The 25,258-nt window shown below is 66.8% G+C and carries 23 protein-coding genes; 12 read left to right on the forward strand and 11 right to left on the reverse strand.

What is annotated here, in order from left to right; translation table 11 throughout:
* The first annotated feature begins 81 nt into the window (after positions 1-81).
* The 6 genes from RBA40_RS22330 to RBA40_RS22355 all read left to right on the forward strand — a co-directional run bounded on the left by RBA40_RS22330 (position 82) and on the right by RBA40_RS22355 (position 6,371).
* A complete protein-coding gene (locus tag RBA40_RS22330) occupies positions 82-636 on the forward strand; it encodes a (2Fe-2S)-binding protein (RefSeq protein ID WP_306650053.1) in 555 nt (184 codons plus the stop codon).
* Positions 633-1,670, forward strand: a complete 1,038-nt coding sequence (locus RBA40_RS22335) for an FAD binding domain-containing protein (protein ID WP_306650055.1) — start codon at positions 633-635, stop codon at positions 1,668-1,670. Before RBA40_RS22330 ends, RBA40_RS22335 begins: the two co-directional genes overlap by 4 nt.
* Before the next feature lie 65 nt (positions 1,671-1,735).
* Positions 1,736-3,949 carry a xanthine dehydrogenase family protein molybdopterin-binding subunit gene (locus RBA40_RS22340; RefSeq protein ID WP_306650136.1) on the forward strand — a complete coding sequence of 738 codons (2,214 nt, stop codon included), beginning with the start codon at positions 1,736-1,738 and terminating at the stop codon, positions 3,947-3,949.
* A gap of 153 nt (positions 3,950-4,102) precedes the next feature.
* Positions 4,103-4,933: a universal stress protein gene (locus RBA40_RS22345; protein ID WP_306650057.1), complete on the forward strand. Its 831-nt coding sequence runs from the start codon at positions 4,103-4,105 to the stop codon at positions 4,931-4,933.
* A 16-nt stretch (positions 4,934-4,949) separates the two neighbouring features.
* Positions 4,950-5,672, forward strand: a complete 723-nt coding sequence (gene phbB / locus RBA40_RS22350; protein ID WP_306650058.1) for an acetoacetyl-CoA reductase — start codon at positions 4,950-4,952, stop codon at positions 5,670-5,672.
* A 255-nt stretch (positions 5,673-5,927) separates the two neighbouring features.
* The gene (locus tag RBA40_RS22355) at positions 5,928-6,371 is read left to right on the forward strand and encodes an Hsp20/alpha crystallin family protein (protein ID WP_306650060.1); all 444 of its coding nucleotides are present in this window, start codon (positions 5,928-5,930) and stop codon (positions 6,369-6,371) included.
* A gap of 62 nt (positions 6,372-6,433) precedes the next feature.
* Here RBA40_RS22355 and RBA40_RS22360 read toward each other — a convergent pair whose 3' ends face one another.
* Complete coding sequence (locus RBA40_RS22360) at positions 6,434-8,563, reverse strand: copper-transporting P-type ATPase (RefSeq protein ID WP_306650062.1); 2,130 nt, start codon at positions 8,561-8,563, stop codon at positions 6,434-6,436.
* Between the two features lie 63 nt (positions 8,564-8,626).
* Positions 8,627-10,054 carry an RtcB family protein gene (locus RBA40_RS22365; protein ID WP_306650063.1) on the reverse strand — a complete coding sequence of 476 codons (1,428 nt, stop codon included), beginning with the start codon at positions 10,052-10,054 and terminating at the stop codon, positions 8,627-8,629.
* A gap of 253 nt (positions 10,055-10,307) precedes the next feature.
* Here RBA40_RS22365 and RBA40_RS22370 point away from each other — a divergent pair, with 253 nt between their 5' ends.
* Positions 10,308-11,387 carry an ABC transporter substrate-binding protein gene (locus RBA40_RS22370; protein WP_306650065.1) on the forward strand — a complete coding sequence of 360 codons (1,080 nt, stop codon included), beginning with the start codon at positions 10,308-10,310 and terminating at the stop codon, positions 11,385-11,387.
* Here the strand turns inward: RBA40_RS22370 and cphA are convergent.
* The 5 genes from cphA to RBA40_RS22395 all read right to left on the reverse strand — a co-directional run bounded on the left by cphA (position 11,355) and on the right by RBA40_RS22395 (position 18,304).
* The gene (cphA, locus tag RBA40_RS22375; protein ID WP_306650067.1) at positions 11,355-13,952 is read right to left on the reverse strand and encodes a cyanophycin synthetase; all 2,598 of its coding nucleotides are present in this window, start codon (positions 13,950-13,952) and stop codon (positions 11,355-11,357) included. The genes RBA40_RS22370 and cphA overlap by 33 nt on opposite strands.
* A gap of 5 nt (positions 13,953-13,957) precedes the next feature.
* Positions 13,958-14,815 carry a cyanophycinase gene (locus tag RBA40_RS22380; RefSeq protein ID WP_306650068.1) on the reverse strand — a complete coding sequence of 286 codons (858 nt, stop codon included), beginning with the start codon at positions 14,813-14,815 and terminating at the stop codon, positions 13,958-13,960.
* Positions 14,812-15,822, reverse strand: a complete 1,011-nt coding sequence (locus RBA40_RS22385) for a methyltransferase (protein ID WP_306650069.1) — start codon at positions 15,820-15,822, stop codon at positions 14,812-14,814. The genes RBA40_RS22380 and RBA40_RS22385 overlap by 4 nt, the downstream gene beginning before the upstream one ends.
* A gap of 28 nt (positions 15,823-15,850) precedes the next feature.
* On the reverse strand, positions 15,851-17,329 hold the full coding sequence (locus tag RBA40_RS22390; RefSeq protein WP_306650071.1) for an iron-containing redox enzyme family protein: 1,479 nt from the start codon (positions 17,327-17,329) through the stop codon (positions 15,851-15,853).
* Between the two features lie 96 nt (positions 17,330-17,425).
* Positions 17,426-18,304 (reverse strand): isoaspartyl peptidase/L-asparaginase, encoded by an 879-nt coding sequence (locus RBA40_RS22395; protein WP_306650072.1) that lies wholly within the window; start codon positions 18,302-18,304, stop codon positions 17,426-17,428.
* A gap of 206 nt (positions 18,305-18,510) precedes the next feature.
* Between RBA40_RS22395 and RBA40_RS22400 the strand changes: the two genes are divergently transcribed.
* The 3 genes from RBA40_RS22400 to RBA40_RS22410 are packed head-to-tail and all read left to right on the forward strand — an operon-like array spanning position 18,511 to position 19,731.
* Positions 18,511-19,080: a GAF domain-containing protein gene (locus RBA40_RS22400; protein WP_306650074.1), complete on the forward strand. Its 570-nt coding sequence runs from the start codon at positions 18,511-18,513 to the stop codon at positions 19,078-19,080.
* Positions 19,081-19,093: 13 nt separating this feature from the next.
* Positions 19,094-19,504, forward strand: a complete 411-nt coding sequence (locus tag RBA40_RS22405; protein WP_306650076.1) for a hypothetical protein — start codon at positions 19,094-19,096, stop codon at positions 19,502-19,504.
* A gap of 20 nt (positions 19,505-19,524) precedes the next feature.
* Positions 19,525-19,731 carry a hypothetical protein gene (locus tag RBA40_RS22410; protein WP_306650078.1) on the forward strand — a complete coding sequence of 69 codons (207 nt, stop codon included), beginning with the start codon at positions 19,525-19,527 and terminating at the stop codon, positions 19,729-19,731.
* Here the strand turns inward: RBA40_RS22410 and RBA40_RS22415 are convergent.
* Positions 19,713-20,351 (reverse strand): TetR/AcrR family transcriptional regulator, encoded by a 639-nt coding sequence (locus tag RBA40_RS22415; protein WP_306650079.1) that lies wholly within the window; start codon positions 20,349-20,351, stop codon positions 19,713-19,715. The genes RBA40_RS22410 and RBA40_RS22415 overlap by 19 nt on opposite strands.
* An 89-nt stretch (positions 20,352-20,440) precedes the next feature.
* Between RBA40_RS22415 and RBA40_RS22420 the strand changes: the two genes are divergently transcribed.
* Positions 20,441-21,625, forward strand: a complete 1,185-nt coding sequence (locus tag RBA40_RS22420) for an arabinose transporter (protein WP_306650081.1) — start codon at positions 20,441-20,443, stop codon at positions 21,623-21,625.
* A 31-nt stretch (positions 21,626-21,656) separates the two neighbouring features.
* Entirely contained in the window at positions 21,657-22,301 is a 645-nt protein-coding gene (ribB, locus tag RBA40_RS22425; RefSeq protein ID WP_306650083.1) for a 3,4-dihydroxy-2-butanone-4-phosphate synthase, read from the forward strand.
* A 168-nt stretch (positions 22,302-22,469) separates the two neighbouring features.
* Here the strand turns inward: ribB and RBA40_RS22430 are convergent, their stop codons facing one another.
* From RBA40_RS22430 to RBA40_RS22440, 3 genes are all read right to left on the reverse strand, one after another.
* Positions 22,470-22,796: a hypothetical protein gene (locus tag RBA40_RS22430; protein WP_306650085.1), complete on the reverse strand. Its 327-nt coding sequence runs from the start codon at positions 22,794-22,796 to the stop codon at positions 22,470-22,472.
* A gap of 249 nt (positions 22,797-23,045) precedes the next feature.
* Entirely contained in the window at positions 23,046-23,375 is a 330-nt protein-coding gene (locus RBA40_RS22435) for a hypothetical protein (protein WP_306650087.1), read from the reverse strand.
* Positions 23,376-23,481: 106 nt separating this feature from the next.
* Complete coding sequence (locus RBA40_RS22440; protein ID WP_306650089.1) at positions 23,482-25,041, reverse strand: sensor domain-containing diguanylate cyclase; 1,560 nt, start codon at positions 25,039-25,041, stop codon at positions 23,482-23,484.
* Between the last annotated feature and the right edge of the window lie 217 nt (positions 25,042-25,258).

The following is a 25,258-nucleotide window of genomic DNA, read 5'->3' on the forward strand; positions in this document are numbered from 1 at the left end:
TTACGAACGTTCGTTCGCTAACAGATAAAACAGTGCATTCTGGATAAAGTTAACTCCCGCACAAGCTGAGTTGACTATCCCATGGACGCACACACCAACGCCGCGCGCACGCCCGCCGCCGCTACCTATCCCATCAGTCTGCGCATTAATGGCGAACAGCGGCAAGTCGAGGTGGAAGCCTGGGTCACCCTGCTTGACCTGCTGCGCGAGCGCCTGAGCATGACCGGCACCAAGAAGGGCTGCGACCACGGGCAGTGCGGTGCCTGCACCGTGCTCGTTGGCGGCAAGCGCATCAATTCCTGCCTGACCCTGGCGGTCATGCAAAATGGCAAGGACATCGTCACGGTGGAAGGCTTGGCCGATGGCGACCGGCTTCATCCGCTGCAACAAGCCTTCATCGATCACGATGCTTTCCAGTGCGGCTACTGCACGCCCGGCCAGCTGTGTTCGGCCATTGGCTTGATGAAGGAAGGTGAAGCGCGCACGGTAGCCGAAGTGCGCGAACTGATGAGCGGCAACGTCTGCCGCTGCGGCGCCTATCCGCAGATCGTCGCCGCCGTTACGCAGGTGATGGGCCTGGCCGAACACAAGGACAATCCGGACCGCCCTTATATTCCCGGCACGGTGCCGGCATGAACCCGATCACTTTCCATGCGCCGCAGGCCAGCGCCGAGGCGCTGCGCCAGGCCGCCGGCGGCAACGCCGCCTTCATCGCCGGCGGCACCAATCTGATCGACCTGATGAAAGAGGGCGTCATGCGCCCCGCAGCGCTGGTCGATATCAACAACCTGCCGCTCGACGCCATCGACACGACGGCACAAGGCGGCCTGCTGCTCGGCGCCACCGCGCGCAACGCCGACACCGCGTACCACCCGCTGGTGCGCAGCCGCTACCCGCTGCTGTCGGCGGCGATTCTGGCCGGCGCCTCGCCCCAGATCCGCAACATGGCCACTGATGGCGGCAACCTGCTGCAACGCACGCGCTGCCACTATTTTTACGATATCGCCGTGCCCTGCAACAAGCGCGCACCGGGCAGCGGCTGTTCGGCCATCGGCGGGCTGACGCGCCAGCACGCGATCCTGGGCGCGAGCGAGCATTGCATCGCGACCCATCCGTCGGACATGTGCGTGGCGCTGGCGGCGCTGGACGCCGTGGTCCACGTCAGCTCGGAGCAGGGCGAACGGCGTATCGATTTCGCCGATTTCCACCGCCTGCCCGGGGCCAATCCCGAGCGCGATAACACGCTGCTGCCCGGTGAGCTGATCAACGCCATCGAACTGCCGCCGGCCGGGCAGTTCGCGGCCCATTCGGCCTACCTCAAGTTCCGCGACCGCGCTTCGTACGCCTTTGCACTGGTGTCCGTCGCAGCCGCCCTCGACATCGGCCCGGACGGCGCCGTGCGCGCCGCGCGCGTGGCCCTGGGCAGCGTGGCCCACAAACCGTGGCGCGTGCAGGCCGCCGAGGAGCTGCTGGTTGGCCGGCAGGCCGGCGGCGCCACCTTCGAGGCCTGTGCCGATCTGCTGCTGGCGGGCGCGCGTGGCCAGGGACAAAACGATTTCAAGATTCCGATGGCGCGCCGCGCCGTGGTGCGCGCGCTCGAACAGGCCGCCGCCGGTACCATCGACAACATGCATGCACCGGCCGACAGCGCCGCCAAGGAGCCACTGTGACCGACCTGATTGAAGCACTGCGCACCCCGGTCGCCGACGAAGGCACCGGCCCTGTCACCATCGGCATGGCCGTCTCGCGCGTCGACGGCCGCGACAAGGTCACCGGGCAGGCACGCTACGCCGCCGAACACCCGGCCGAGGGGCTGCTATACGGCGTGGTCGTCAGCGGCACCGTCACCAAGGGGCGTATCGTCTCCATCGATGCCGGCAAGGCGCTCGCCGTCCCCGGCGTGATCGAGGTGATCACCCACGAGAACCGTCCGCGCCTGCGTTCCTTCGACCTGTTTTACAAGGACATGACGGCACCCGGCGGCTCGCCTTTCCGCCCGCTGTACGACGACAAGATCCACAGCAGCGGCCAGCCGGTCGCGCTGGTGGTGGCCGAGACGTTCGAGGCGGCCCGTTACGCCTCTTCGCTGGTCGAGATCGCGTACGAGACCGAAGCGCACGAAACCTGCCTGCTCGACCACGTCGAACGCAGCCACAAGCCGAGCCGTCTCAAGGCCGGCTACACGCCGCCGCCCGAACCGAAGGGCTTTGCCGACGAAGTCTGGGACAAGGCACTGGTGCGGATGGAAGGCGAGTATTACAGCGGCGTCGAGCACCACAACCCGCTCGAAATGTTCGCCTCCACCGTGGTGCGCGGCCTTGACGGCCACCTGACCATCTACGACAAGACCCAGAGCTCGCAGAACAGCCGCTGGTATGTGTCGCACGTGTTCGGGCTGTCCAAGGACAAGGTCACGGTGCGCAATCCGTACGTGGGCGGCGCCTTCGGTTCCGGCCTGCGCCCGCAGTACCAGCTGGCGCTGGCCGTGATGGCCGCGCTCAAGCTGGAACGCTCGGTGCGGGTGGTGCTCACGCGCCAGCAGATGTTCAGCTTCGGGCACCGTCCCGAAACCATCCAGCGGGTGCGCCTCGGTGCGCGCCCGGACGGCACGCTCACGGCCATCATCCACGAAGCGCTGGCCGAAACGTCGCGCAACGAGGATTATGTGGAAGTGGTGGTCAACTGGTCGGGCCAGCTGTACGCCTGCGAGCATATCCGCCTCGGCTATAAACTGGTGGCGCTGGACCGCTTCAGCCCCATCGACATGCGCGCGCCCGGTGCGACGCACGGCGTGCACGCGCTCGAAGTGGCGATGGACGAACTGTCGTACGAACTGAAAATGGACCCGCTGGCGCTGCGCCTGAAAAACTACGCCGACCTCGATCCGACCGAGGGACTGCCGTATTCGACCAAGGAACTGCGCGCCTGCTACGAGCAGGGTGCGCAGCGCTTCGGCTGGGCCCAGCGCCCGGGGGAGGTGCGCTCGATGCGCGAAGGCCACGAGTTGATCGGCTGGGGCATGGCGACCGGCATGTGGGACGCGATGCAGATGTTCGCGCGCGCCAGCGCCGTGCTGCACGCCGACGGCAACCTGGTGGTGAGCAGCGCCGCCACCGACATCGGCACCGGCACCTACACGGCGATGTGCATCATCGCCGCCGACGCCATGGGCATGCCGCTCGAACGGGTGCGCTTCCAGCTGGGCGACTCGACCCTGCCGGTCGCGCCCATCGAAGGCGGTTCCTCGCACGTGGCCACGGTCGGCTCGGCGGTGCAGGGCGTGTGCGAGAAGCTGCAAAAGAGCCTGTTCAAGCTGGCCCGCAAGATGCCCGATTCGCCGTTTGCCAAGGCGCGCTTCGAGGATGCCGAGTTCGCAGGGGGCGCCCTGCGCCTGCGCGCGCAGCCGGCGCAGGCGGTGCCGCTGGGGGCGATCGTGGCGTTCGATGGCGCCGGGCGGCTCGAAGAAAAATACATGATGCTGCCGAATGTGCTCAAGCAGCAAAATTACCTGCGCGCCACGCACTCGGCGGTGTTCGTCGAAGTGCGCGTCGACGAAGCGTTCGGCACGGTGCGCGTGACGCGTGTGGTCAGCGCCGTCGCGGCCGGGCGCATCATCAACGCCAAGGCGGCGCGCAGCCAGATCATCGGCGGGGTGGTGTGGGGCATCGGCCAGGCGCTGCACGAAGAAACCCAGTCCGACGACCGCATCGGCCGCTTCATGAACCACAACCTGGGTGAATATCACGTCTCGGTCAACGCCGACATCCACGATATCGACGTCGTGTTCGTGCAGGAGGATGACCGCATCGTCAGCCGCTTGGGCGCCAAGGGCGTGGGCGAAATCGGCCAGGTGGGCGTGGCGGCGGCGGTCTGCAATGCGATCTATCACGCCACCGGCCGCCGCGTGCGCAGCACGCCGATGACGCCCGACAAGGTGATGGCCCCGTAAGCTCCCCACCGGCGGCGTGCGTCATCGCGCACGCCGTTTGGTTCGGATGCGCACCTTGATGTCCCTCAAATCCTTGCTTGACCTGCGCCATACAGTGGAAGCGGAGCAGGGCGGAGAACCGCGCCTTTGCGGTCGTGGATGCGAGGGGGAACCATGAGCTATAAAACAATTGTCGTGCATGTTGACGACATACCCAATGCCGGGGCGTGCTACACGTTCGCGGCCGAGCTGGCGCGGGTTGAACAGGCCCATCTGATCGGCCTGGCCAGCAGCGGCGTATCGCGTTTTTTGCGCGAGACGGTCGCGATGAATTACGCCGCCCCATCCATCGCGCCCTATCTCGACACCATGCGCGAGCGCGCCGCGCACGCACTCGACCAGTTCGAGCGCGCTGCGGCCGGCTTCACGCTGGCCGGCTGCGAACGGCGCGCCGTCGATGACGAGCCGGGCCACGGCCTGAGCGCGCTGGCGCGCTACTGCGACCTGTGCATCCTCAGTCAGGGCAGCGCGTCGCAGGGCGCCGGCCTGGCGGCCGAGGTTGCCAAGGACAGCGGAACGCCCGTGCTGATGGTGCCGCGCGCGCAGGCACCGGCCTTGCCTATCCGGCGCATCCTGCTCGGCTGGAACGGCAGCCGCGAGGCCGCGCGCGCCATGCGCTTCGCGCTGCCGCTGTTGCAGCGCGCCAGCGCGGTCGACGTGGCGATCTTCGACACCGCGGCGCTCGAGTTGGAAGCGGGCAGCGAGCTGCGCCCGGTCACGGCCATCGGCCAGGCCCTGTCGCGCCAAGGGGTACGGGCCGAGGTCATACAGCGCGAGCGCGCCGGCGACGCGGGCGGCGCCTTGCTCGCGCTGGCTGGCGAGCGCGGGGCGCAGTTGCTGGTTATGGGCTGCTACGGCCACTCGCGCCTGCGCGAACTGCTGCTCGGCGGCGCCACCCGGACGGTCCTCAAGTCCATGACGCTGCCGGTGCTCATGGCAGCCTGACGCCGGGAGCAACGCCATGCAACGTATCGCCCTCGTTACCGGAGGCACGCGCGGGCTGGGCAGGGCCATTGCGCTTGCGCTGCGTGACGCCGGGCACCGTCCGGCCGTGGTCTACCTGCGCGACACCGATGCTGCGCTCCGCTTCACGGACGACACCTCCATCCCCGCTTACAAGTGGAACGTCGGCGATTTTCACGCCTGCCGCCTTGGCGTGCTGAAGGTGGCGTACGAGCTGGGGCCGGTCGATATCCTGGTTAACAACGCTGGCGTGACGGCCGACGCCATGCTGCACAAAATGACGCCCGAGCAGTGGTGGAACGTGGTCCAAACCAATCTCGGGTCGATGTTCAACATGGCGCGCCAGGTGGTTGGCGGCATGCGCGAGCGGCGCTTCGGCCGCATTATCAACATCAGCTCGGTCAACGGACGCAAGGGACAGGCGGGCCAGGCCAACTACGCCGCCAGCAAGGCGGGCGTGCTCGGCTTTACCAGGGCGCTGGCGCTGGAAAACGCCTCCAGGAATATCACGGTCAATGCCATCGCGCCCGGCTACTGCGATACCGCGATGGTCGCCGCCCTGGCGCCCGACACGCTGCGGAGCATCGTTGCCGCAATACCCGTCGGCAGGATGGGAACCCCGGCCGATATCGGCCGCACGGCGGCGTTCCTCGCTTCCGATGACGCCGGATTCATCACAGGCGCCACCTTCGATATCAACGGTGGGCAATACATGGGCTAGCGTAAGGGCGTGCGCAAGCACGGGATGCAAGCGCGTGAGGCACGCGCGGGATGCAACTGCGGGAATCCCCTCTTTGCGCGGGCATAAGTGCTTAGCGCAACAAAGTGGCACGCGTTTGAGCTGGCTCAGATAACGCGGCGATTGAGCGTCTATGATCGGATACCTGAAGTGGCGTGGGTGCGGCACAAGGCACAAGCCTCAGCCGCCGCCGATCCACAATCCCCAATCCGAACAACCCAACTGAAGGAGAACGCGATGGCCAGTCATCTCACCCGTTTCGACCCCGTGGGCCCGATCAGCCGGATGGACCCTTTCCGCAGTTTCGACAGTCTTTTCAACGCCTTCGACCTGATGCGCCCCCTGCGCGCGTTCGACACCGAGCGCATCCGCATGGACGTCAGCGAGACCGATCAGGCCTTCGTGGTCCGGGCCGACATGCCGGGCGTCAAGAAGGAAGACGTCAAGGTCGCCATCGACGGCAACGAAGTCACCATCAGCGCCGATGTCAGCCAGGAGCAGGAGCACAAGGAGGGCAGCAGCGTGTGGCGCGAGCGCTTCCGCGGCCAGCAATACCGCAGCTTCACGCTGCCCCAGCAGGTGGACGAAGAGAAGGCGACCGCCACCTGCCGTGATGGTGTGCTCGAACTGACCCTGCCCAAGAAGCCGGGCGGCGGCGGCAAGCAATTGACCGTCCAGTAAATGCCGCTGACGGCCTGCGGGCCTGCCGCTCGCCGCACGCGCGTCTTGCACGTCTGACGCTGTCATGCGCGCCGCGCACGCAGACGCAGCGCGTTGACGATCACCGACACTGAACTCAGGCTCATTGCCAGCGCCGCCACCATGGGCGACAGCAATTGCCCCGTGAACGGATACAGCGCGCCGGCCGCCAGCGGAATGCCCAGCGCGTTGTAGAGGAAGGCAAAGGCCAGGTTCTGGCGCATATTGCGCACCGTCTCGACCGACAGCTGGCGCGCCCGCGCAATCGCGCGCAGGTCGCCTTTGATTAGCGTCACGTGGGCGCTGTTGATGGCCACATCGGTGCCGCTACCCATCGCGATGCCGACATCTGCCCTGGCCAGCGCTGGCGCGTCGTTGATGCCGTCGCCCGCCATCGCCACCACCTTGCCCGATTGCTGCAGCCGTTCCACCAGATCGAGCTTGGTGTCCGGCCGTGCTTCGCCGATGACCTCGCCGATGCCCAATTGGTTCGCCACGTGCCTGGCCGTGGTCATGCCGTCGCCGGTGGCCATGATGACGCGCAGGCCGGCATCGCGCAGAGCGCGCATGGCTTCCGGCGTGCCGGCCTTGAGCGGATCGGCCAGCGCCACCAGGCCGGCCAGGCGTGCGTCGACTGCCAGGAAAACGACGCTGGCGCCTTGCTGGCGCAGCGTTTCGGCCGGCGCCGCCAGGCCAAGCCAGTCGACCTGTTCCTGTTCCATCAGCCGCGTGTTGCCAAGCGCCAGACGGCGGCCCGCCATGCTGCCGCGCACGCCGATGCCGCTGGCCGATTCAAACCTCTCGGGCGTGGCCAGTGGCAGGCCGCGCCGGCGCGCTTCGCGCACGATCGCTTGGGCCAGCGGGTGTTCGCTCCCCTGGTCCAGGCTGGCGGCCAGCCGCAGTACGTCCTGCTCGCTCGCGCCCGGTACCGCGATTACCCGCTCGAAGGCCGGCTTGCCTTCGGTCAGGGTGCCGGTCTTGTCGACGATCAGGGTATCGACCTTGCGCAGCGCTTCGATGGCGGCCGCGTCCCGAAACAGGATGCCCTGCGTGGCGGCGCGCCCGGTTGCCGCCATCACCGACATGGGCGTGGCGAGCCCGAGCGCGCACGGACAGGCGATGATCAGCACCGCCACCGCATTCAGAAAGCCGTAGGCCCAGCCGGGCTGCGGCCCGAACCATCCCCAGCCGAGCAGCGTGAGCAGGGCGATGGCGGCGACCGCCAGCACGAAATACCCCGCCACCACGTCGGCCAGCCGTTGCAGCGGTGCGCGCGAGCGCTGGGCGCTGGCCACCAGCTCGACGATGCGCGCCAGCACGGTGTGCGCGCCGACCTGGTCGGCCCGCATCACCAGGCTGCCGCTGGTATTGATGGTGGCGCCGATCAGCTTCTCGCCCGGGCGCTTGCTGGCCGGGACCGGTTCGCCCGTCAGCATCGATTCGTCGACGGCGCTCTCGCCTTCGAGCACCACGCCGTCGACCGGTATTTTATCGCCGGGACGCACGCGCAGGCGGTCGCCCACCCGCACCTCGGCCAGCGGCACTTCGTCCTCGGCGCCGTCCTCGCGCAGGCGGTGCGCGCTGGCGGGGGCAAGCCCCAGCAGCGCCTTGATCGCCAGCGAGGTCCGGGCCCGCGCGCGCAGTTCGAGTACCTGGCCGAGCAAGGTGAGCGAGACGATGACCGCCGCCGCCTCGAAATACACGCCAGCCATGCCATCGGCCGCCAGTGCGGCCGGAAAAATGCCCGGCGTGACCGTCGCCGCCACGCTGTAGCCGTAGGCGGCCGCCACGCCGGTGCCGATCAGGGTCCACATGTTCGGACTGCGGTTGCGCAGCGAGTCGCGCCAGCGCACGAAGAAGGGCCAGCCGGCCCACAGCACCACCGGCGTGCTCAGGACCAGTTCGATCCAGTGCTGCGGCCATCCGGGCGGCAGCAGCCGGTACCCGCCCATTGCCACGACCATCAGCAGCACGGTGAGGGGCAGCGACAGCCAGAAGCGCCGCTGCATGACGCGCAGCTCGGGATTGTCGTCGTCGAGCGCCGGCATGAGCGGCTCGAGCGCCATGCCGCAGATCGGGCAGGTGCCTGGCCCGCTCTGGCGAATCCGCGGGTGCATCGGGCAGGTGTAGACGGCGGCACCGGCGCCGGGAGGAGGGTGGCTGGCGTCGTTCATATGACAGTCCTGCAAGGCGATCCTGTTTGGATCGCGGCGGCGGCGAATGGTTCGGCGCCACGGTCACGCCTTGAAGGTCAGCAGCGGCGACAGCTTGGCGATCGGGCGCACCAGTCCTTCTTCCACCTGCGATTCGATCACCGGCCCGATCGGCTTGTAGGCCCCCGGCGCTTCTTCGATGCGGCGCTCCTCGCGCAGCGTGATGCACTCGAACTGGCGCTGCGTGCCCGCGCCCGCGTCGTGCTTCGACTTCCACGCCATCTCCATGCGCGATACCGCCCGTCCCGCGCCATGGCTGGCCGAACTGGCCCAGCGTTCGTGACCGAGGCCGTCGAGCAGGTACGAGTCGTCGCCCATCGAACCGGGAATGAGCAGCGGCTGCCCGGCATGCGCGGGCGTGGCGCCCTTGCGGTGCACATTGCCGCCCGCTTCACTGAGCACGATATTGTGCGGCACGTCGCACACCAGCGGCATCGACTGGTCGCCGAATACCTGGCGGATGCGCTGGCGCACCAGTTCCACGATCAGCGCCCGGTTGGCGTCGGCATAATGGGCGGCGGCGTGCATCGCCGTCAGGTATTCGGCCGCCAGCGGCCCGCACAGGCCATACAGGCCGGACTCCGGATGCTTTACGCCCGATGGCCACTCGGCCCTGGCACGGTCCATCCAGCGCGTGCCGATGTATGAACCCACATCGCGCGAGCCGCTGTGCACCATCAGCGCCAGCTGGCCGGGCCGCACGCCCAGTTCAAAGGCGCGGTGGCGGTCCAGCACTTGCGACACATATTGAAACTCGCAGAAGTGATTACCGGCGCCGAGCGTGGCCAGGCCCGGATCGCGCAGCAGCCCGCGGCGGGTATCCTGCAGCGCTTCGGGCGCATACTGCGCGTTGCCGGCGATGTGCGAGGCCGCGAACAGGCGCGCCGTTTCCGCTTCGACCTGGGCGAGGTCGACGTGCGCGAACAGGCCCTCGCGCGTATTGCGCATGGCGCGCCAGAAAGCGCCCAGGCCGTCGGAAAACAGCGCCGTCATGGCCGCCGGCGTGGTCGGCACGTTGCGCGCAGCCTCCAGCAGATCGCCCTTGAGCAGGGCGACCAGGCGCTCCTTGTGTGCCAGAAATCGTTCGAGCGGTACATCGAGCACGTGCAGGCGCATGCCGCAGTTGATGTCGCGCCCGATCGATTCGGGCACCACGAAGTCGTGGTTGGTGACGAGGATGCTGCCCACCGGTACCGGCGCGCCGGGATGGAAGTCGGGCGTGGCGCAGGCACGGCAGACATGCCCGCCGTGCGGATGGCGCATGCCGGCGAACGCCAGCAGCTGGCTGACCGCTTTCGCTTCCAGCGGCAGGCTGTCGGGCAGCAGGATTTCGGCGCGCACGTCGGACCGCAAGGTCGACTGCACACGCAGGATATTGCCTTCGCGTTCGGCGAAGATATTGTGGGAGGCAAGGGCTTTGGCCAGGCGTTTGGCCGATACGGTAGTGCTCATTTTTGGCTGCTTTCAGGGGACGAAGAAAAACGCACCTTCGAAAAGGCGGTTTCTTCAGAGGCAGCAGCCAATACAACGAAGAGCGCGGATTATAGCAGGGCGCTGAGAATCATGGTGACTTTGATATGGTTGAAGTGAAAATGAAATCTTAGTTGCATCACGTCATCACGCTGTCATACCTCGTGCGTACCATCGCGGTTTTCACCCCTGAGAGTCGACCGTGAAGTCCTGTATCCGTGCCCTGTGGCTGGCAATGAGTGTCTGTTTAACCCTGCTGGCCACCCGCGCCGGCGCCGCCGAGCAGATCGTGGTGGGCCATGCGATCGACCTGTCCGGTCCCAACGGCAGCATCGGCCGCGATTACGTGGCCGGCATCACCACCTATTTCGACAGTATCAATGTCAAGGGCGGCATCAACGGCAAGAAGATCGTGTACACCGTGCGCGACGACCGCGGCGTGGCGGCCGAATCGGCCAGGCTGGCCACCTCGCTGATCCAGCAAGACCGCGCCAACTACCTGCTCGGCGCCATCGGAGCCGAGTCGACCCAGGCCATCCTGGCCGCGCCGGCCTTTGCCGACTCGCGCCACGTGCTGTTCGCGCCGCTGACCGACGCCTTTGCGGCGCCGCGCGGGCGCGTCATTTTCTGGCGCCCCAGCATGGAGCGCGAGTGCCAGTTCATCCTCGCCTACTTCGACAAGCTGGGACTCAAGAAGGTCGGCATCGTCCTGCAGGACACGCCGCAGAACCAGAAGACCTACCAGATGGTCGCCGAGGAAGTGCGCAAGCGCGGCATGTCCCTGGCCGGCACCGCGCGCGTGTCGGCCAATATCGAGGCCGACGCGAAGCAGTTAAGTGGCTCCGGCGCGAAAGTGGTGCTGATGATCGCCGATACCATCGGCGCGTCGCAGTTCCTGAAAGCCTTCCGCAAGCATGATGCGAGCACGTTTGTCGCCGGCACCTCGCTGATCAACCTGGCCACCTTGAGCGAAATCGCCGGCGCCCGCGCCACCGAGTGGACCGTGTTTTCGCAGGTGGTGCCCAATCCGGGCAGTACCGCCTCAAGGCTGCAGTCCGAGCATATCGACATGATGAAAAAATTCCGCGACGAGCCGGTATCGGCCATCACGCTCGAAGGCTTCGCCGTCGCCAAGACGCTGGTGAAGGCGATTCAGATGGAAGCGGGCGGGCGCGGCGCCCTGCAGACGATGGCCGCCAGCCGTGCCCCGATCGACATCGGCGGCATGACAATCATGTCGTCCGACCGCAAGAGCACCATGTCCGAATTCGTCGATATCGCCTTATTCAAGCGGGACGGTCGCCTGATGTACTGATGGCGCGGCGGCTGGCAACCCTGGCGCCGGGTCAACATAGCGCGCCGTTTCGCGCAAGGCGGTGGCGGCCGAGCCACAGGCAAATACCAGCACGTCGCCCGGCTGGCAGCACGCCATCGCCGCCGTGAACGCATCGCTGACCGGCACGATAGCGTGCAGCAGGTGGTCTTCTTTGCCGGCGCGGCGCGCGCCATCGAGAATGGTGCGCGCCGTCTCGCCGCTGGCGCGCCCGCGCGGGTCGGCTTCGTACACGAACAGTTCATCGAAACCTTCGGCGCAGGTGTGGCCGATGTCGAGCAGGTCGGCCTCGCGCCGGTCGCCGGGGCAGGTAAGCACCGCAATACGGCGCCCGCCCGAGAGCGACTTCGCCATCGACGCCATGGCCGCATAGGCCGCCGGGTTGTGCGCATAGTCGACTACGATGGTCACGCCCTGTGCGCTGTAAATGTTCGAGCGCAGCGGATTGTTGTCGCGGTCCGACACAAACGTGGACAAGGCCGCGACAATCTGGGCAGGGGTGAAGTCCGCCCCCATCAGCGCGGCCGCCGCCGCCAGCGCATTGGCGATGTTGTAGCCCGCGTGGCCGTGCAGGCTTGCCGGCATGCGCTGCGCGCGCAGCAGTTCCAGCCTGCGCGAGCCGTCGTCGAGGAACAGCGCATTGTCCTGGAACCAGGTGGCGCGCCCGCCGTTGTCGAGGTGGCGCAGCAGGACCGGGTTTTCCGGCTCCATGGAAAAGAAGATGCGCTCCACGTCGGCCGACACCTGGGCGCTCATCGCCACGCACAGCCGGTCGTCGGCATTCAACACCACCGCGCGCGAAGCGGCATTGGCCACCACCGCCTTGACCGCCGCCAGTTCGGCCACGGTCTCGACGCCGTCTAGCCCCAGATGGTCGGCCGACACGTTGAGCACCACCGCCACCGCGCAGCGGTCGAACGCCAGGCCGCGCTTGAGGATGCCGCCGCGCGCCGTTTCCAGCACGGCGATATCGACGCTCGGCGTGGTGAGCAGGGTGCGGGCCGAATGGTAGCCGGCGCAGTCGCCATCGATGATCTGGTGGCCGTCGATGAACACGCCCTCGGTGGTGGTCACGCCGGTGCACAGGCCGGCCAGGCGGGCCGCATGCGCGATCATCAGCGAGGTCGTGGTCTTGCCGTTGGTGCCGGTGACGGCGATGACGGGAATGCGGCCGTCGCCTTCGCCGAACATCGCCTCGACGATGGACTCGCCGGCATTGCGGGCCTGGCCCTGGCTCGGATATTCGTGCATGCGGATGCCGGGCGCGGCGTTCACTTCAATCAGGGCACCGCGCTGGACGCGCAGGCACAGCGAAATGTCGCTGCAGATCACGTCGATGCCGGCCACGTCCAGGCCGATGATCTGCGCGGCGCGGATGCACATTTCGCGCGTGGCAGGGTGCACCCGGTCGGTGACGTCTTCGGCGGTGCCGCCGGTGGACAGGTTGGCGTTGCCGCGCAACTGCACCTCGACGCCGTTCGGCACCACCGAATCGAGGGTGTAGCCTTGCTCCGCCAGCAGCGCCAGCGCCAGGTCGTCGAGCCGCAGGCGCGTGAGGATGTTGGCGTGGCCGTCGCCGCGCGCGGGATTGCGGTTTTCACGATCGACCAGTTCCTGCACGGTGGATGCGCCGTCGCCGGTGATGGAAGGCGGGCGGCGCAGCGAGGCGGCGGCGAGCTTGCCGCCGGTGACCAGCAGCCGGTAGTCGCGCCCTTCGATGAAGCGTTCGACGATGACGCGGCGCCCGTACTGGCGCGCGAAATCGAAGGCGGTACGGACCGTGTCGGCATCGCTGCATTGCGTGGTGACGCCCTTGCCCTGGTTGGCGTCGAGCGGCTTGACGGTGACGGGAAAGCGCAGGCGCGTTGCCAGCGCCACCGCTTCATCGGCCGTGCCGACCACACCGCCCTTGGGTACCGGTATGCCGCCCTGTTCGAGCAGGGTCTTGGTCAACTGCTTGTTGCTGGCGATACCGACCGCGATGGTGGAGGTGTCGCCGGTGACGGTCGCCTGCAGGCGCTTCTGGCGGCTGCCCCAGCCAAGCTGGAACAGATTGGCTTCGTCGGTCAGGCGTACCGCGGGGATGCCGCGCGCCTGCGCCGCGCTGACCACGGCGGCCGTGCTGGTGCCGATGGCGCCACGTGCGGCCACTTCGTGAAGCGCTTCAAGACGCCCGCTCCAGTCTTGCGCTTCGCCGCGCGCCAGTGCCTGCACCATGTCGAGCGCCAGGGCCATTGCCTCGACGGCGACCTGCTCGCGCTGGTAAGCGACCACGATGCGCCAGCGCGTTTCATCGACTTTGCCGGTCAAGCCAAAGCTGACGGGCGTACCGGCCATGCTTTGCAGCTCCAACGCGACCTGTTCGGCCGCATGCGCCAACGTTGCGTAGCTGCGCCGGCCGGCGATGCCGGGCAGTTGGGCAAGCAGCGTATCAGTGAAACCAGGGACCATGCCAGAGAGCTCGCCGGCATCGACGATGGTTTGCAGGCAGGTCAGCCGGGACCAGCGATTGGGACCGCGCAGGACGCGCTGTTCGATGATGTTCATGATATTTATGCGATGTTGGTTACGATTTTCAAAAAGTCGGACAAGGCGGCCGGCGTTGCGCTGTCGCTGGCCGCACCGTAGCGCGAGCCGGACGGCAGCAAGTGAAGGCGCACATCCACCATTTCCGGCACGCTGCGGTTGCGGATGTCAGCCACGTTCGACACCATGTGACGGCCGTCGATGACGGTGACGGCGCCGGCGCCCAGGATCTCGATGCCGCCGCCCGCTTCGATCAGCAGGGCCGTGTCTTCGTCGATGCCCACGCCGAGCAGATATGGGTTTTGCGCGACCACGGTAAGCAGCCGGGCGAGGCGCTGGCGCTGCGAGAAGTGCTGGTCGATCACCACGCGCTGCACGAAGCCGATGCCGGCGCCCAGGCTCACCGTACCTTTTTCCGGATGCAGGTCGGCTTTGCCGTCGGCCAGCATGTGGGCCGACATGGCCGACGCGCCGGCGCTGGTGCCGGCAACGCAGGCCCCGTGCGCAAGGGCCGCGTGCAGGGCTTCGTCAAGCCTGGTTCCGCCGATCAGCGCCAGCAGCCGTTTCTGGTCGCCGCCGGTGATGAAAATGCCGTCCGCCTGCGCCACCTCGGCCGCCATGGCCGCATCGTTGGCCTCGGCGCGGCTGGCAATGTGCACCGGCTTGCGGCTGGTCACGTTCATGCCGCCGAATGCGGCGTCGTAGATGGCCCACATGCGCTCGGGCACGCGGCTGGCCGCCGTCAGTACCGCGACGCGCTTGTCCGGCCCACCGCACAGGGCGATGAAGCGCTCCAGGATCTGCATGTCGTCTTCGCGGTCTTCGCTGCCGCCGATGATCAGGAGGCTGCCCCGGCGCGGATCGGCATGCGCCGTCTCGCTCATGCCCTGCCGTCGGGGCGGGTGGCGCACAGCCACACCGCCGCGATCCGGTCCGCATACGCGTACGGGGCTTCGTCGAGTTCTTCGCCGAACACGTCGGGGTCGATTTCGTCGTAGGTCCAGTGAAAGCCGGCGGCGCGCAGGCGCGGTTCCACCGCCTGGCGGAACGGGTCGGCATTGGCCACGATGGCCGCGCCGGTGTACAGCATGAGCGTGCCGCCCGGGGCCAGGCGCTTGATGGCTTCATCGACGATGGCCACCGACAGGCCGGCACCCAGGTCGCCGCCGCCGTGGCGGTAGGCGCGCTGCTCGCGGTCGATCAGGTAGGGCGGGTTGGCGACGATCAGGTCGAACTGGCCGTCGACGGCCGACAGCAGGTTGCTGTCGACGGGCGTGAGGTTGGTCACGCCGGCGATGCAGGCGTTGATTTCGGTGAGCACCAGCGCGGCCGGGTTGATGTCGGCCGCGAACACGTGGGCGCCGGGATGGACCAGCGCGATCGTGATGGCGCCAGGCCCCGCGCCGCAGCCGATGTCCGCCGCGCGCCTGACTGGCGCCGTGCGCGCCGCCAGCGAGGCGCGCATGGCGCGCACGAAGCGGTAGGTGTCGGGGCCAAAGAACACGGCGTCGGCCGCAGTGGTCGGATAGGCCGAATGCAGGTACAGCTGCCCGTCCAGGGTGGAGGCGCGCAGCACGCTGCGCAGCATGCCGTTGTCGTGGTTGATCACTTCGGCGTCGTGCATCAGGTCTATCAGCGTGGCGTTGACCACGGCCGGCTTGAAGGCGCGGCTCCAGCCGAAGATGCCCGACAGGTCATGTGCCCAGCCGCTGGCCAGGCGCGCATTGACGCGGCTGTGGGTGAGGGGGGTGACGGTGGTGAAGGCGTAGCCGTGCTGCTTCAGGGCGCAGCCCAGCGCATGCAGCGCGGCCTTGCGTTCCTCGCCGGCGATGCCGATGGGCGGCGCCTGGTCGAGCCGGTGACCGTCGATGGAGATAATGGAGGCGCTCATGCTGTTCCTGTCGTTGTGGTTTTGTCGGTCAGCCGAGCAGGCGCACGAACATGCGCGTTGCCATCAGGCCGGTAGCGGTGTGGTGTCTGGATGGCGCCATGTGCGCCACCAGCAGTTTCATGGCGGCGCTGGTCGATGGCGCCAGCGCGACGGCTTGTTCGAGGCGGCGCAGCTGGTCGTTTTCGGCTTCATGTTCGCCGGCATGGCCGGCGTACGGATAGCGGATCAGGGCGCGCGCGCCGTGGGCTTTCGGCGGCGCGCTGCGGGCCGGGGCGAGCGCGCGCTGGCGGGCGCGAAACGAGGCCACGCGCGGAGCGTCGGTGGTGGGGCCGCCCGGCTGCGCCGGGGAAGCGATCCAGTCGGCAAGCACCTGCTGTTCGTAGCTTGAGAAAACGCCGAACATTTCGGCATGGTCGCCCTGGAGCAGGCCCCAGAAGCGGCTTTCCTGGGGCGCCGCACCGCGTTTGATCCAGCCGGTGCTTTCAAAGGCGCGCAGCAGGCCGGGGATTTGTTCCGGATCGGCCAGCCAGGCGTTGATGGTCTTTCCGGCCACGCGGCAGTAGTCGCTGTGCATGTTCTGTCCGACCACGGCCTTGGCCGCGAGGATGCGCACCAGTTCTTCTTCCAGGTCGAAGGAAGCGATCACGGAGTTGGTGTTTTCGCCCAGTTCATTGAGCTTGTAGCCTTCTCGTACGCGGCGATAGAACTCGGCCGGATCGGCGGCGCGCGCCGCAATCCGTTGCAGTGCGTCGACCGCGTCGCGCGCGTGCCCGGTCGAGCCATTGTCGACCGTGATGTGCAGCGTGAAGTAGTACGGGTCGATTCCCAGCTCGTTCAATTCGTAGGCGGTGATGAGCAGGTGCAGCGGCAGCTGTTCGTAGCCGAGGTTATAGCCGATCATCTCCGGCAGGAAGCTTTCGCCCGCATGCGCCAGCGCCAGTTGCAGCGCGCCCTGGGTGAAATGGGCGCCATCGAGGTCGTCCCATTCGGCGCAGCCGTGGTTGTCGAGCAGGCGCTGGTACAGCACCACGTGGTTCTTGTCGGGCAGGCCATCGCCCAGTTCCTCGACATAGGTCTTGACCAGTGGGCGGAAGTCGTTCTCCTGCCAGCGCTGCAGGGCGCCGTACAGCCAGGCACCGTCCACCAGCTTGGTCGGCGCCACGCAGCGCAGGAAGTACAGCGCATGCGCCTTGTTGGTGAAGAAGCGGCGCGGGGCGCCATCGCGGCGGCTGGCCAGGTATTGCTGGTACTGGGCGCCGATGGCGGCGCTGCGCGGCGCGATCCAGGCGTTCAGGCCGGCCGCGGTGTCGGGCAGGTCGCACGGGTGGGACGCGGCACGGGCCAGCTGGCCCACCAGGTAGGCCTGGGCGTCGGCGGCGGCGCCGGCAGGCGCATCGGGCTGGGAAAGAGTCTCGTACAGCGCACGGCAGCTGGTCGCGGCGGGCGCGCAGCGGCGCGCAGCGATGACGGGTGGCGTGGCGAACGCGGTGCTTTGCATGTTGGACATGGGTGCGAGGTCTGGGTTTTTCAGAGAGGCCTCATTATCGCTGCCGCCCCGCGTGCCTCGTATCGGTGGTCAAGCTGTGCTTGTGTAAGACAACGATTACGCGAGATCCTGGATTATTGCCCGCGGCATGGCGCGGTTGCTGCACGCTGCCTGATCGGTCTGGCTCACGGCGATCAGGCCGACGGCCACCGCCGGGTCGAACAGGCCGATGCCGCGCTGTAGCGCCTGCTCCAGCGGGGTGCCGGCCGCGATCCACTGGTACACCGTGAAGGCCAGCAGGTGGCGCACAATCTGCTCGCCGAAGCCGGTGGCTGCCACCGCGCCCTCGGGGCCGGCATAGAAGCCGCTGCCGATGATCGGCGTGTCGCCGACGCGGCCGAGCAGGGAAGGGGCCGCGCCGCCGGTCGAGCTTGCTACGGCGAAGTGCCCGTCGGCGCCGCGCACCACCGCGCCGACCGTGTCGCAGGCGCTCTCTGCGGCCTGGTCCAGCGGACGTTCGTAGTTCCACAGGCGGGCGAATGCGGGCCGCTCGCCCAGCGAGGCGAGCAGCCGCGCATGGGCCGCGCGTGCCTTGTCGGTCGGCTGGCGGAAGGGCGGGTGGCCGCCGGCACGGGCGAAACGGGTGGCGCCGTCGCCGGCCAGCAGCCAGTGCGGGCTGTCCGCCACCGCGCGCGCTACCAGCACCGGGTTCTTCACTTGCGTGATGCAGGCCACGCCGCCCAGGCGGCTCCGGGTATCCATGACGGCGGCATCCATTTCGATGGTCTGGCCGTCCAGGCACAGCACCGAGCCGGTGCCGGCGTTGAAGCGGCCGTCGTCCTCCATCGACACGACGGCGGCCACGGCGGCGTCAAGCGCGTCGCCGCCGCGCCGCAGGGCGGCCAGCGCCAGGCCGGCGGCCAGGGTGCAGCCATCTTCGTTTTCCCTGGAGGTACCGGCGCCGCCGTGGACGACAATGGCATGGGCATTGGACATGGGTTTTTCGCGTGATTCGACCTGGGCTGCCATTATCCGGCGCGGCGCAGCGCGCCAGTGTGCGTTGCCTAACCCTGGGGCGCTGCGCCTTGAACTGCAGGTATATGCATAAATGCGACAGAGGGTTTTGTTTGCGAATCGTCAAGACGAAAAAATCGGCGTATGCTGGATACTCAGGCCGATTGCGGCAACCCACCGGGGAATGCATGACACTGTCCGATATCATTGCAACTGAGCAACTCGAACTCCGCCCGCGCACTGGAGTGGCACGGACCGAACCGCGCCCCATGTCGCGCGCGATGCCGTCCGATGGCGCCAGCTTGCGCGACACCTTGCGCCCACGTTGCGAGGAGGCGCTGCTGCGCTGTTCGGCGCAGTCGGCCGGCATCAGCATTTTCGACAACGACGACCTGGACGAGCTGACCTGGGCCGCCACCGTGGGGGTGCTGGGGCCCTTTGAAGGGCGCCGTTTTCCCCGCTCCAACAGCCCGTGCGGGCTGTGCTTTTCGTATCGCAAGACACTTTTGCTCCTTCAACCGCACCGCCATTTCGCGTGGATGGCGCAAACCGGCGTTCCCATCAACGAAGCGCTGGTGGCACCGCTGATTGGTCAGTACGGCGCGTTCTACGGGACCATCTGGGTGATGAGCCATGACGACCGCGATATCCATTTCAACCTCGACGATGCCGATACCCTCGCCGACCTGAGCCGCGGGCTGGCGACCACCATCCGGCTTAACGATATCGGGCGCGATCCGGCGGGGAGCAGGGCCTGACCGGCCTGTTCCCTTGATTCGGCAAGCTGTCGCAGGGTACTCCCGGCAAGACGCCGGCGCCGCGAGACTGGCGTTTTCATCCATAACGCCAGCGTGGATCCATGAAAAAACCACGGTAATCCTTGTCATCGTGCTGGCCGGCCCGGCACAGGGGCAACTGTCCGGACGGGCCTGGGCCGATACGGGCGAGGTGGCACGCGACAGGCAGGACCATCAGGCAGCGCTGGACGCCTCTCGCCAGGCGGCCGACAGCGGCTACGCCAGCATGCTGATGGACTATCAATATGCAGCCAGTGCCGCTCGTATCGGGCGCGCGGTCATGCAATCAAGGAAGGTTCGTGCAATTTTCTTGCCTCGCTGGTGGCGAACGGCAATTTCGACGCAGCTATCTATCGCTATGGCTACGCCCATGAAGCGCAGCTAAAAAGGGAATTGTTGGCGGCGATGGACGGCACTGACTACACGCGCTGGCTGTACAGCGGCGCGGCGGACGGCGAGCGCCCGGCCGACCTGGGCTACGTCATGGGCTTTCGCATCACCGAAGCGTACTACAAGCAGGCCAGGTACAAGCGCCAGGCCGGTATCGATATTCCGAGTACCAAGGATTTCAAGCGCTTCCTGGCCGATAGTGGCTACGCCAGCGCGCGCTGACCGGCGGCGCCGGCACGCAGGAAGCCTTCCAGCGCGTCGACGATGCTGCGCTCGATGTCGGCGCCGGCAAAGCGCGCCGGCGCGTCCATCACGGCCGCGTGCACCAGCGACTCCATCATGCGCAGCAGCACCCAGGTGGCGAGGTCGGGGTCGGGTTGGCCGATCTCGTCCTTGTGCCGTTCCAGCAGGTGCAGAATGCGCTGAAAGGAATTATTGTCCACCGGACTGTCCTGGCTGGGCACATCGAAAAAGGGGAATTCCTTTTCCAGCACCTTGTGCAGTTCCGGTTCGAGCTGGTGCGCGACCAGCCAGGCGTGCACCATGGCCGCCAGGTGTTCGCGCAGGGTGCGCGGCTCTTCGCCGCCAAGCACGGCGTCGATGGCGGCGTACATCTGGGCGCCATGGCGTTCGTGCAGCGCCGTGATCAGCGAATCCTTGTTGGGAAAATACTGGTAGACCGATCCCACGCTCACTCCGGCGCGGGCCGCCACGGCATTGGTGTTCATGCCTGCGTAGCCGCGTTCTTCGAGAATGCGAGCCGTGGCCTGCAAAATCTGCTCGACCATGTGCTGGGAACGCGCCTGGCGCGGCGCTTTGCGGGGCGTGGGAAGAGGGCGCATGCGGTCCTTGGAATGCGAGTTTTCAATACGAGTAATTGCTCGTATTCTCTCACATCCCGAGCAATTGCTCGTCTTCCTGTGAGGCCATCATGCAGTTACAGCCGTACGCCGCCGCCGCGCCGCGCAGTCTGTTCGTTGAATTCTTTCCCATCTCACTGACCGTGTTCGTCGCTTTCCTGACGCTGGGCCTGGCGTTGCCGGTGCTGCCGCTGCATGTGCAGTCGGCGTTGTCGATGAGTCCGGTGGTGATCGGGATTGTGCTTGGCAGCCAGTTCGTGGCGGCGCTTCTGACGCGGGCGTGGGCCGGCAATGCCGTCGATACGCGCGGCGCCAAGCGCGCGGTGCTGCTTGGCCTGGGGCTGGGCGCGTGTTCGGGTGCCGCTTGCCTGGCGTCGCTGGGGGCGCCGGCCGGGTACGGTGCCGTGGCGATCCTGATCGGTGCGCGGGTGCTGCTCGGCTGTGCCGAAAGCCTGGTCGTGACCGGTGCACTGGGCTGGGGCGTGGGTCTGGCCGGGCCGCAGCACGCGGGCAAGGTCATGGCGTGGGTCGGCATCGCCATGTACGGCGCGTATGCCGCTGGCGCGCCGCTCGGCGTGTTCGTGTACGGCCGCTACGGCTTTGCCGGCATTGCGCTCGCCAGCGTGGCGATTCCCCTGGTGGCGCTGGCCATCGTGGCGCCGGTGAGGGCGTTGGCGCCGTCGCACACGGTGCGCGTGCCGTTTTATAAGGTATTGCGCGCGGTATGGCTGCCCGGTCTGGGCCTGGCGCTGTCGAGCATGGGGTTCAGCGTGATTACCGCCTTTGTGGCGTTGCTGTTTGGCGCCCGTGGCTGGGGCGACGCGGCGCTGGCGTTCACGGCGTTTGGTGCTGCCTTTATCGGCGCGCGGCTGCTGTTCGGCCATCTTCCCGATACGCTTGGCGGCGCGAACGTGGCGCTGGTGTGCGTGCTGATCGAAGCTGCCGGCCAGGTGCTGATGTGGAGCGCGCCGTCGGCCTTGCTGGCCTGCGCTGGCGCGGCCATCACCGGATTCGGCTACTCGCTCGCGTTTCCGGGCTTCGGGGTGGAAGCGGTACGCCGCGCGCCGCCGCAAAGCCGCGCCGCCGCGATGGGGGCGTATGTCGCTTTTCTCGATATGTCGCTGGCCGTCAGCGGGCCGCTGGCGGGGCTGGTGGCGATGCGCTGGGAGGTGGGCAGCGTGTATCTGGCTGGCGCGGTCGCGGTGGCGTCATCCGCCTTCGTGGCGCTGCGCTTGCTGGCGACCCGGCCCGCCTGATCATTTTTCTATGTTAAGGGAGTTGGAACTTATGTTGGACCACACTGATACCTTGCCTGCCAGCGTTCTGGCCAATCGCATCCATGCCGCGCTCGACGCGATGCGCGCGGGCGTGCCGGTGATCCTGATGGACGATCACGACCGCGAAAACGAGGCTGACCTGATCGTGGCGGCCGAGCGGCTGACGGTGGAAACGATGGCGCTGATGATCCGCGAATGCAGCGGCATCGTGTGTCTGTGCCTGCCGCCGGAAACGGTGAGCGCGCTGGCGCTTGTTCCCATGAGCGCGCGCAACGGCAGCCGGCATGGGACGGCGTTTACCGTGTCGATCGAGGCGAGGGAGGGAGTAACTACCGGGGTGTCGGCGGCGGACCGGGTGGCCACGATCCGTGCGGCGGTTGCGCCAAGCGCGCAGCCGGGCGACGTGGCGAGCCCGGGCCATGTGTTTCCGCTCGCGGCCAAGGCTGGTGGCGTGCTGGCGCGGCGCGGCCATACCGAGGGATCGGTCGATCTGGCGGTGTTGGCGGGCCTGCGCCCGGCGGCCGTGCTGTGCGAACTGATGAACGCGGACGGGACCATGATGCGTGGGGCGCAGATCGAACGTTTTGCGGCGGACCGGGGTTTGCCGGTGCTGTCGGTGGCCGATATTGTGGCTTGGCGCAGCGGGGAGGCGTAGGACGTGGCGGCTGCGCACTAGGGCGCGTTCGCGGCGCGAGGAGGCCGGCCCATCGGATCAGCCCCGCTAGCGCGGCGTCGACCTGACCAGGCCGGGGATCTCATCGGCAGCTTCGGCGCACTGCATGGTGCGCATGTTTTTGGTGGGCACCGTGACGTGACTTCGTTCTTAAGGCTCGCCCGGTTTGGGTTCACTCAAAGTCGGGGAGGGTTGGGCGAGTCGGTGTTCATACATTCGCTCAAGCTCGCTGATGCCTGATTCATCATAATCAAGGTCAGCTTCAATTGCCTCCCTTAAGGAATTTTTTATTTTTGCTATTTTATTCCCAACATCATTTTCAATGAAAAAATCTAGCAATGACGCGGCAATTTCTTGTTGAGAAGAATTGCTTGCGGCAAGCGCTGTTCCGAGCCTGAATAATTTAGTATCCAGCCAGTTCAACTCGGTGAGCGCTTCCAATACCATCTGCTTTTCTATTTCTATATGATTTTCCATTCGGTGTCCCTGATTCTGGCTCGCTCGCCGCCGGCAGAAGTTAGCCTGTCGTGCGAATGGCGTAAAACCGGTCGGCCCAGCGGTGGTCGGCGCGGCGCGCGTTGAGGGCATTCGCGGTTGGCGCCGAGGTGCCCCACGACGACGTTCATGCCATGTATTCGTGGGGGGAGGGTATACATGCTCAACTTGTTTCTGCAATAAAGTACAGCTTACTTTTCGTTCAACGGCAATAACCCTCCTCGTCAATCTTCATAATTTTCTCGCGACCGGTAATTCGTTCCTTCCATTTTGCTCCAGATGCGTGTCCACCCGCGTGTCGCTGTCGATGCCTGCATCTGATTCGATGCGCGCGAGCGGCACGAAGCTGTCCGGCTCGTACAGGTAGGGGACGGTCTTGTCGGCGTAGATTTCCTGCGCCGGGAGGGCGCCGTGCCAGACGAACAGGATGGTTTCAGCAGGGCAGGTTGGCGTGGGTTGTCGTGATCGGGCGCTTCGCGAGCGGGTCTTGGCGCGGCACGAACACCGTGCATTCCTGCCCGAAGCCGTGCCCCGCTTCATAGCCGGCGGCGGCCCGCGCATGGGGGCTGTAAGCCGGCAGGCAACATGCCATAAGAAACATTTACCCGTCGACCGGACCAAGCCGTACGCTCGCGTCGCTGTGCACTTTCGGCTGAACGAACCGTCCCTAGCTGCCCAGGATCGACGCGCGCTCGCGCCGCGAGGACACCGCCGGCGCATCCGGGCAAACCCGGTTGCGCCCGGTCGACTTGGCCAGGTACAGCGCCTTGTCGGCCGCTTCGACCAGCTGTTTCGACTCCATTCCCTTCGTCGGCACCAGCGCGTGCACGCCGCAGCTGATGGTGACGATGCCGGCCGGATTGGCCTGATGCTCGCGCGCGGCCGATGCAATCGACCTGCGCACCGACTCGGCCACCACGATCGCCCCGTACAGGTCGGTATTGGGCAGCAGGATCGCAAACTCTTCGCCACCCACGCGCGCGGCCAGATTGCCGGCGCGGCGCCGCCCGGCGCGGATGCACTGGCCGATGAACTGCAGGCAGGCATCCCCGGCCGGATGGCCGTAATGATCGTTGTACTTCTTGAAGAAATCGACGTCGAGCAGCACCAGCGCCAGCGAGGTGCCGTCGCGCACTGCGCGGTTGAACTCGGCGTCGAGGCGGGCGTCGAACAGGCGCCGGTTGGCGATCCCGGTCAGGCCGTCGTTGCGGGCCAGCAGTTTGAGCGAACGGTTCTTGGTCACCAGCGCCAGCTGGGCGTTGCGCAGCTGTTCTTCCAGCTCGTCGCGCAGGGTCACCTGGCGGAACAGGCGCAAGCCCATCCACATCAGGATCAGCAGCAGGATCACCACCCAAGCCGTCGAAATATACGCGTTGGCCCACCAGTTCGCCAGCGTCTCGTCGGTCGACAGGCCCACCGCCACGAACAGCGGGTAGCGCCGCAAGGGACGGTAGCTGTACATGCGGTCGAGCGTATCGAGGTCGACCGGCACGGCGCGCGAAGCGGGCGTGGCGCGCCACTGCTTGAACATGGGTTCCTTGGCGATCGACGTGCCGATGTTTTCTTGCACGTAAGGGCGACGCATCACCAGCGCCCCGCTATCGAGGGCGATCGTGATGTTGCCTTCCTTGCCGATGTCGAAACTGTCGTAAAAGGTGCGGAAGAAGCTCAGTTGCACCGTGGCCAGGGCCACCCCGATGAAATTGCCGTCCTTGTCTTCCAGGCGGCGCGACACCGGCAGCACCCAGGTGTCGGTCGAGCGGCTGCGGATCGGCGGGCCGACATGGGCCAGCTTGTCCTTGTGCGTCTTGTGATAAACGAAATATTCGCGGTCGGCATTATTCAGGACCGGGATCGGCTCGCGCAGCGAGTGCAGGGCCCAGTTGCCGCTGGCGTCGTAGATAGTCATGCCCTGCAGCGACGGCGTGCGGCTGACGTGGTCGATCAGGTGCAGGTGCAGGCGCTCGCCGTAATGGGTAATGCCGTCGTGCTGCACGCTCTCGACCACGCTGGCCAGGATGGTGTCGACCAGCTCGATGGTGCTGTCGGCATGGTCGGCCAGGGCGCGCGCCATGTTGGCGGTCGCCGCCGCGCTTTGCGCCAGCTGGGTTTCGCGCGCGCTGTAAATGCTCCAGCCCTGCACTGCCACCAGCGAAATGCAGACGACGAGCAGAAACGACGCGGCAATAGCGATCAGCGGCCGCTTTTTGCCATCGAGGTCTGTCACGGGCGGTACATGCTTATCAGCTTTCATGGCGGGGAAGGTCGCGTTCGGAAAGTGTCGTGGGGCGCGTGCGCGCGCGATGCGCCCGGGGCGGGCGGCGTGTTCATGCAGTGTGGATCGAATCGCAACATGGCGCCTGCACTCACATCGTCGTAGCTCCGCAAGGCGAGTTGGCCAGGGCTGACCGGATACGCGCGGTGATTGAATAATAGAGCGGCCA

Source organism: Massilia pseudoviolaceinigra (genome assembly GCF_030846505.1).
GTDB classification, from domain to species: domain Bacteria; phylum Pseudomonadota; class Gammaproteobacteria; order Burkholderiales; family Burkholderiaceae_D; genus Telluria_A; species Telluria_A violaceinigra.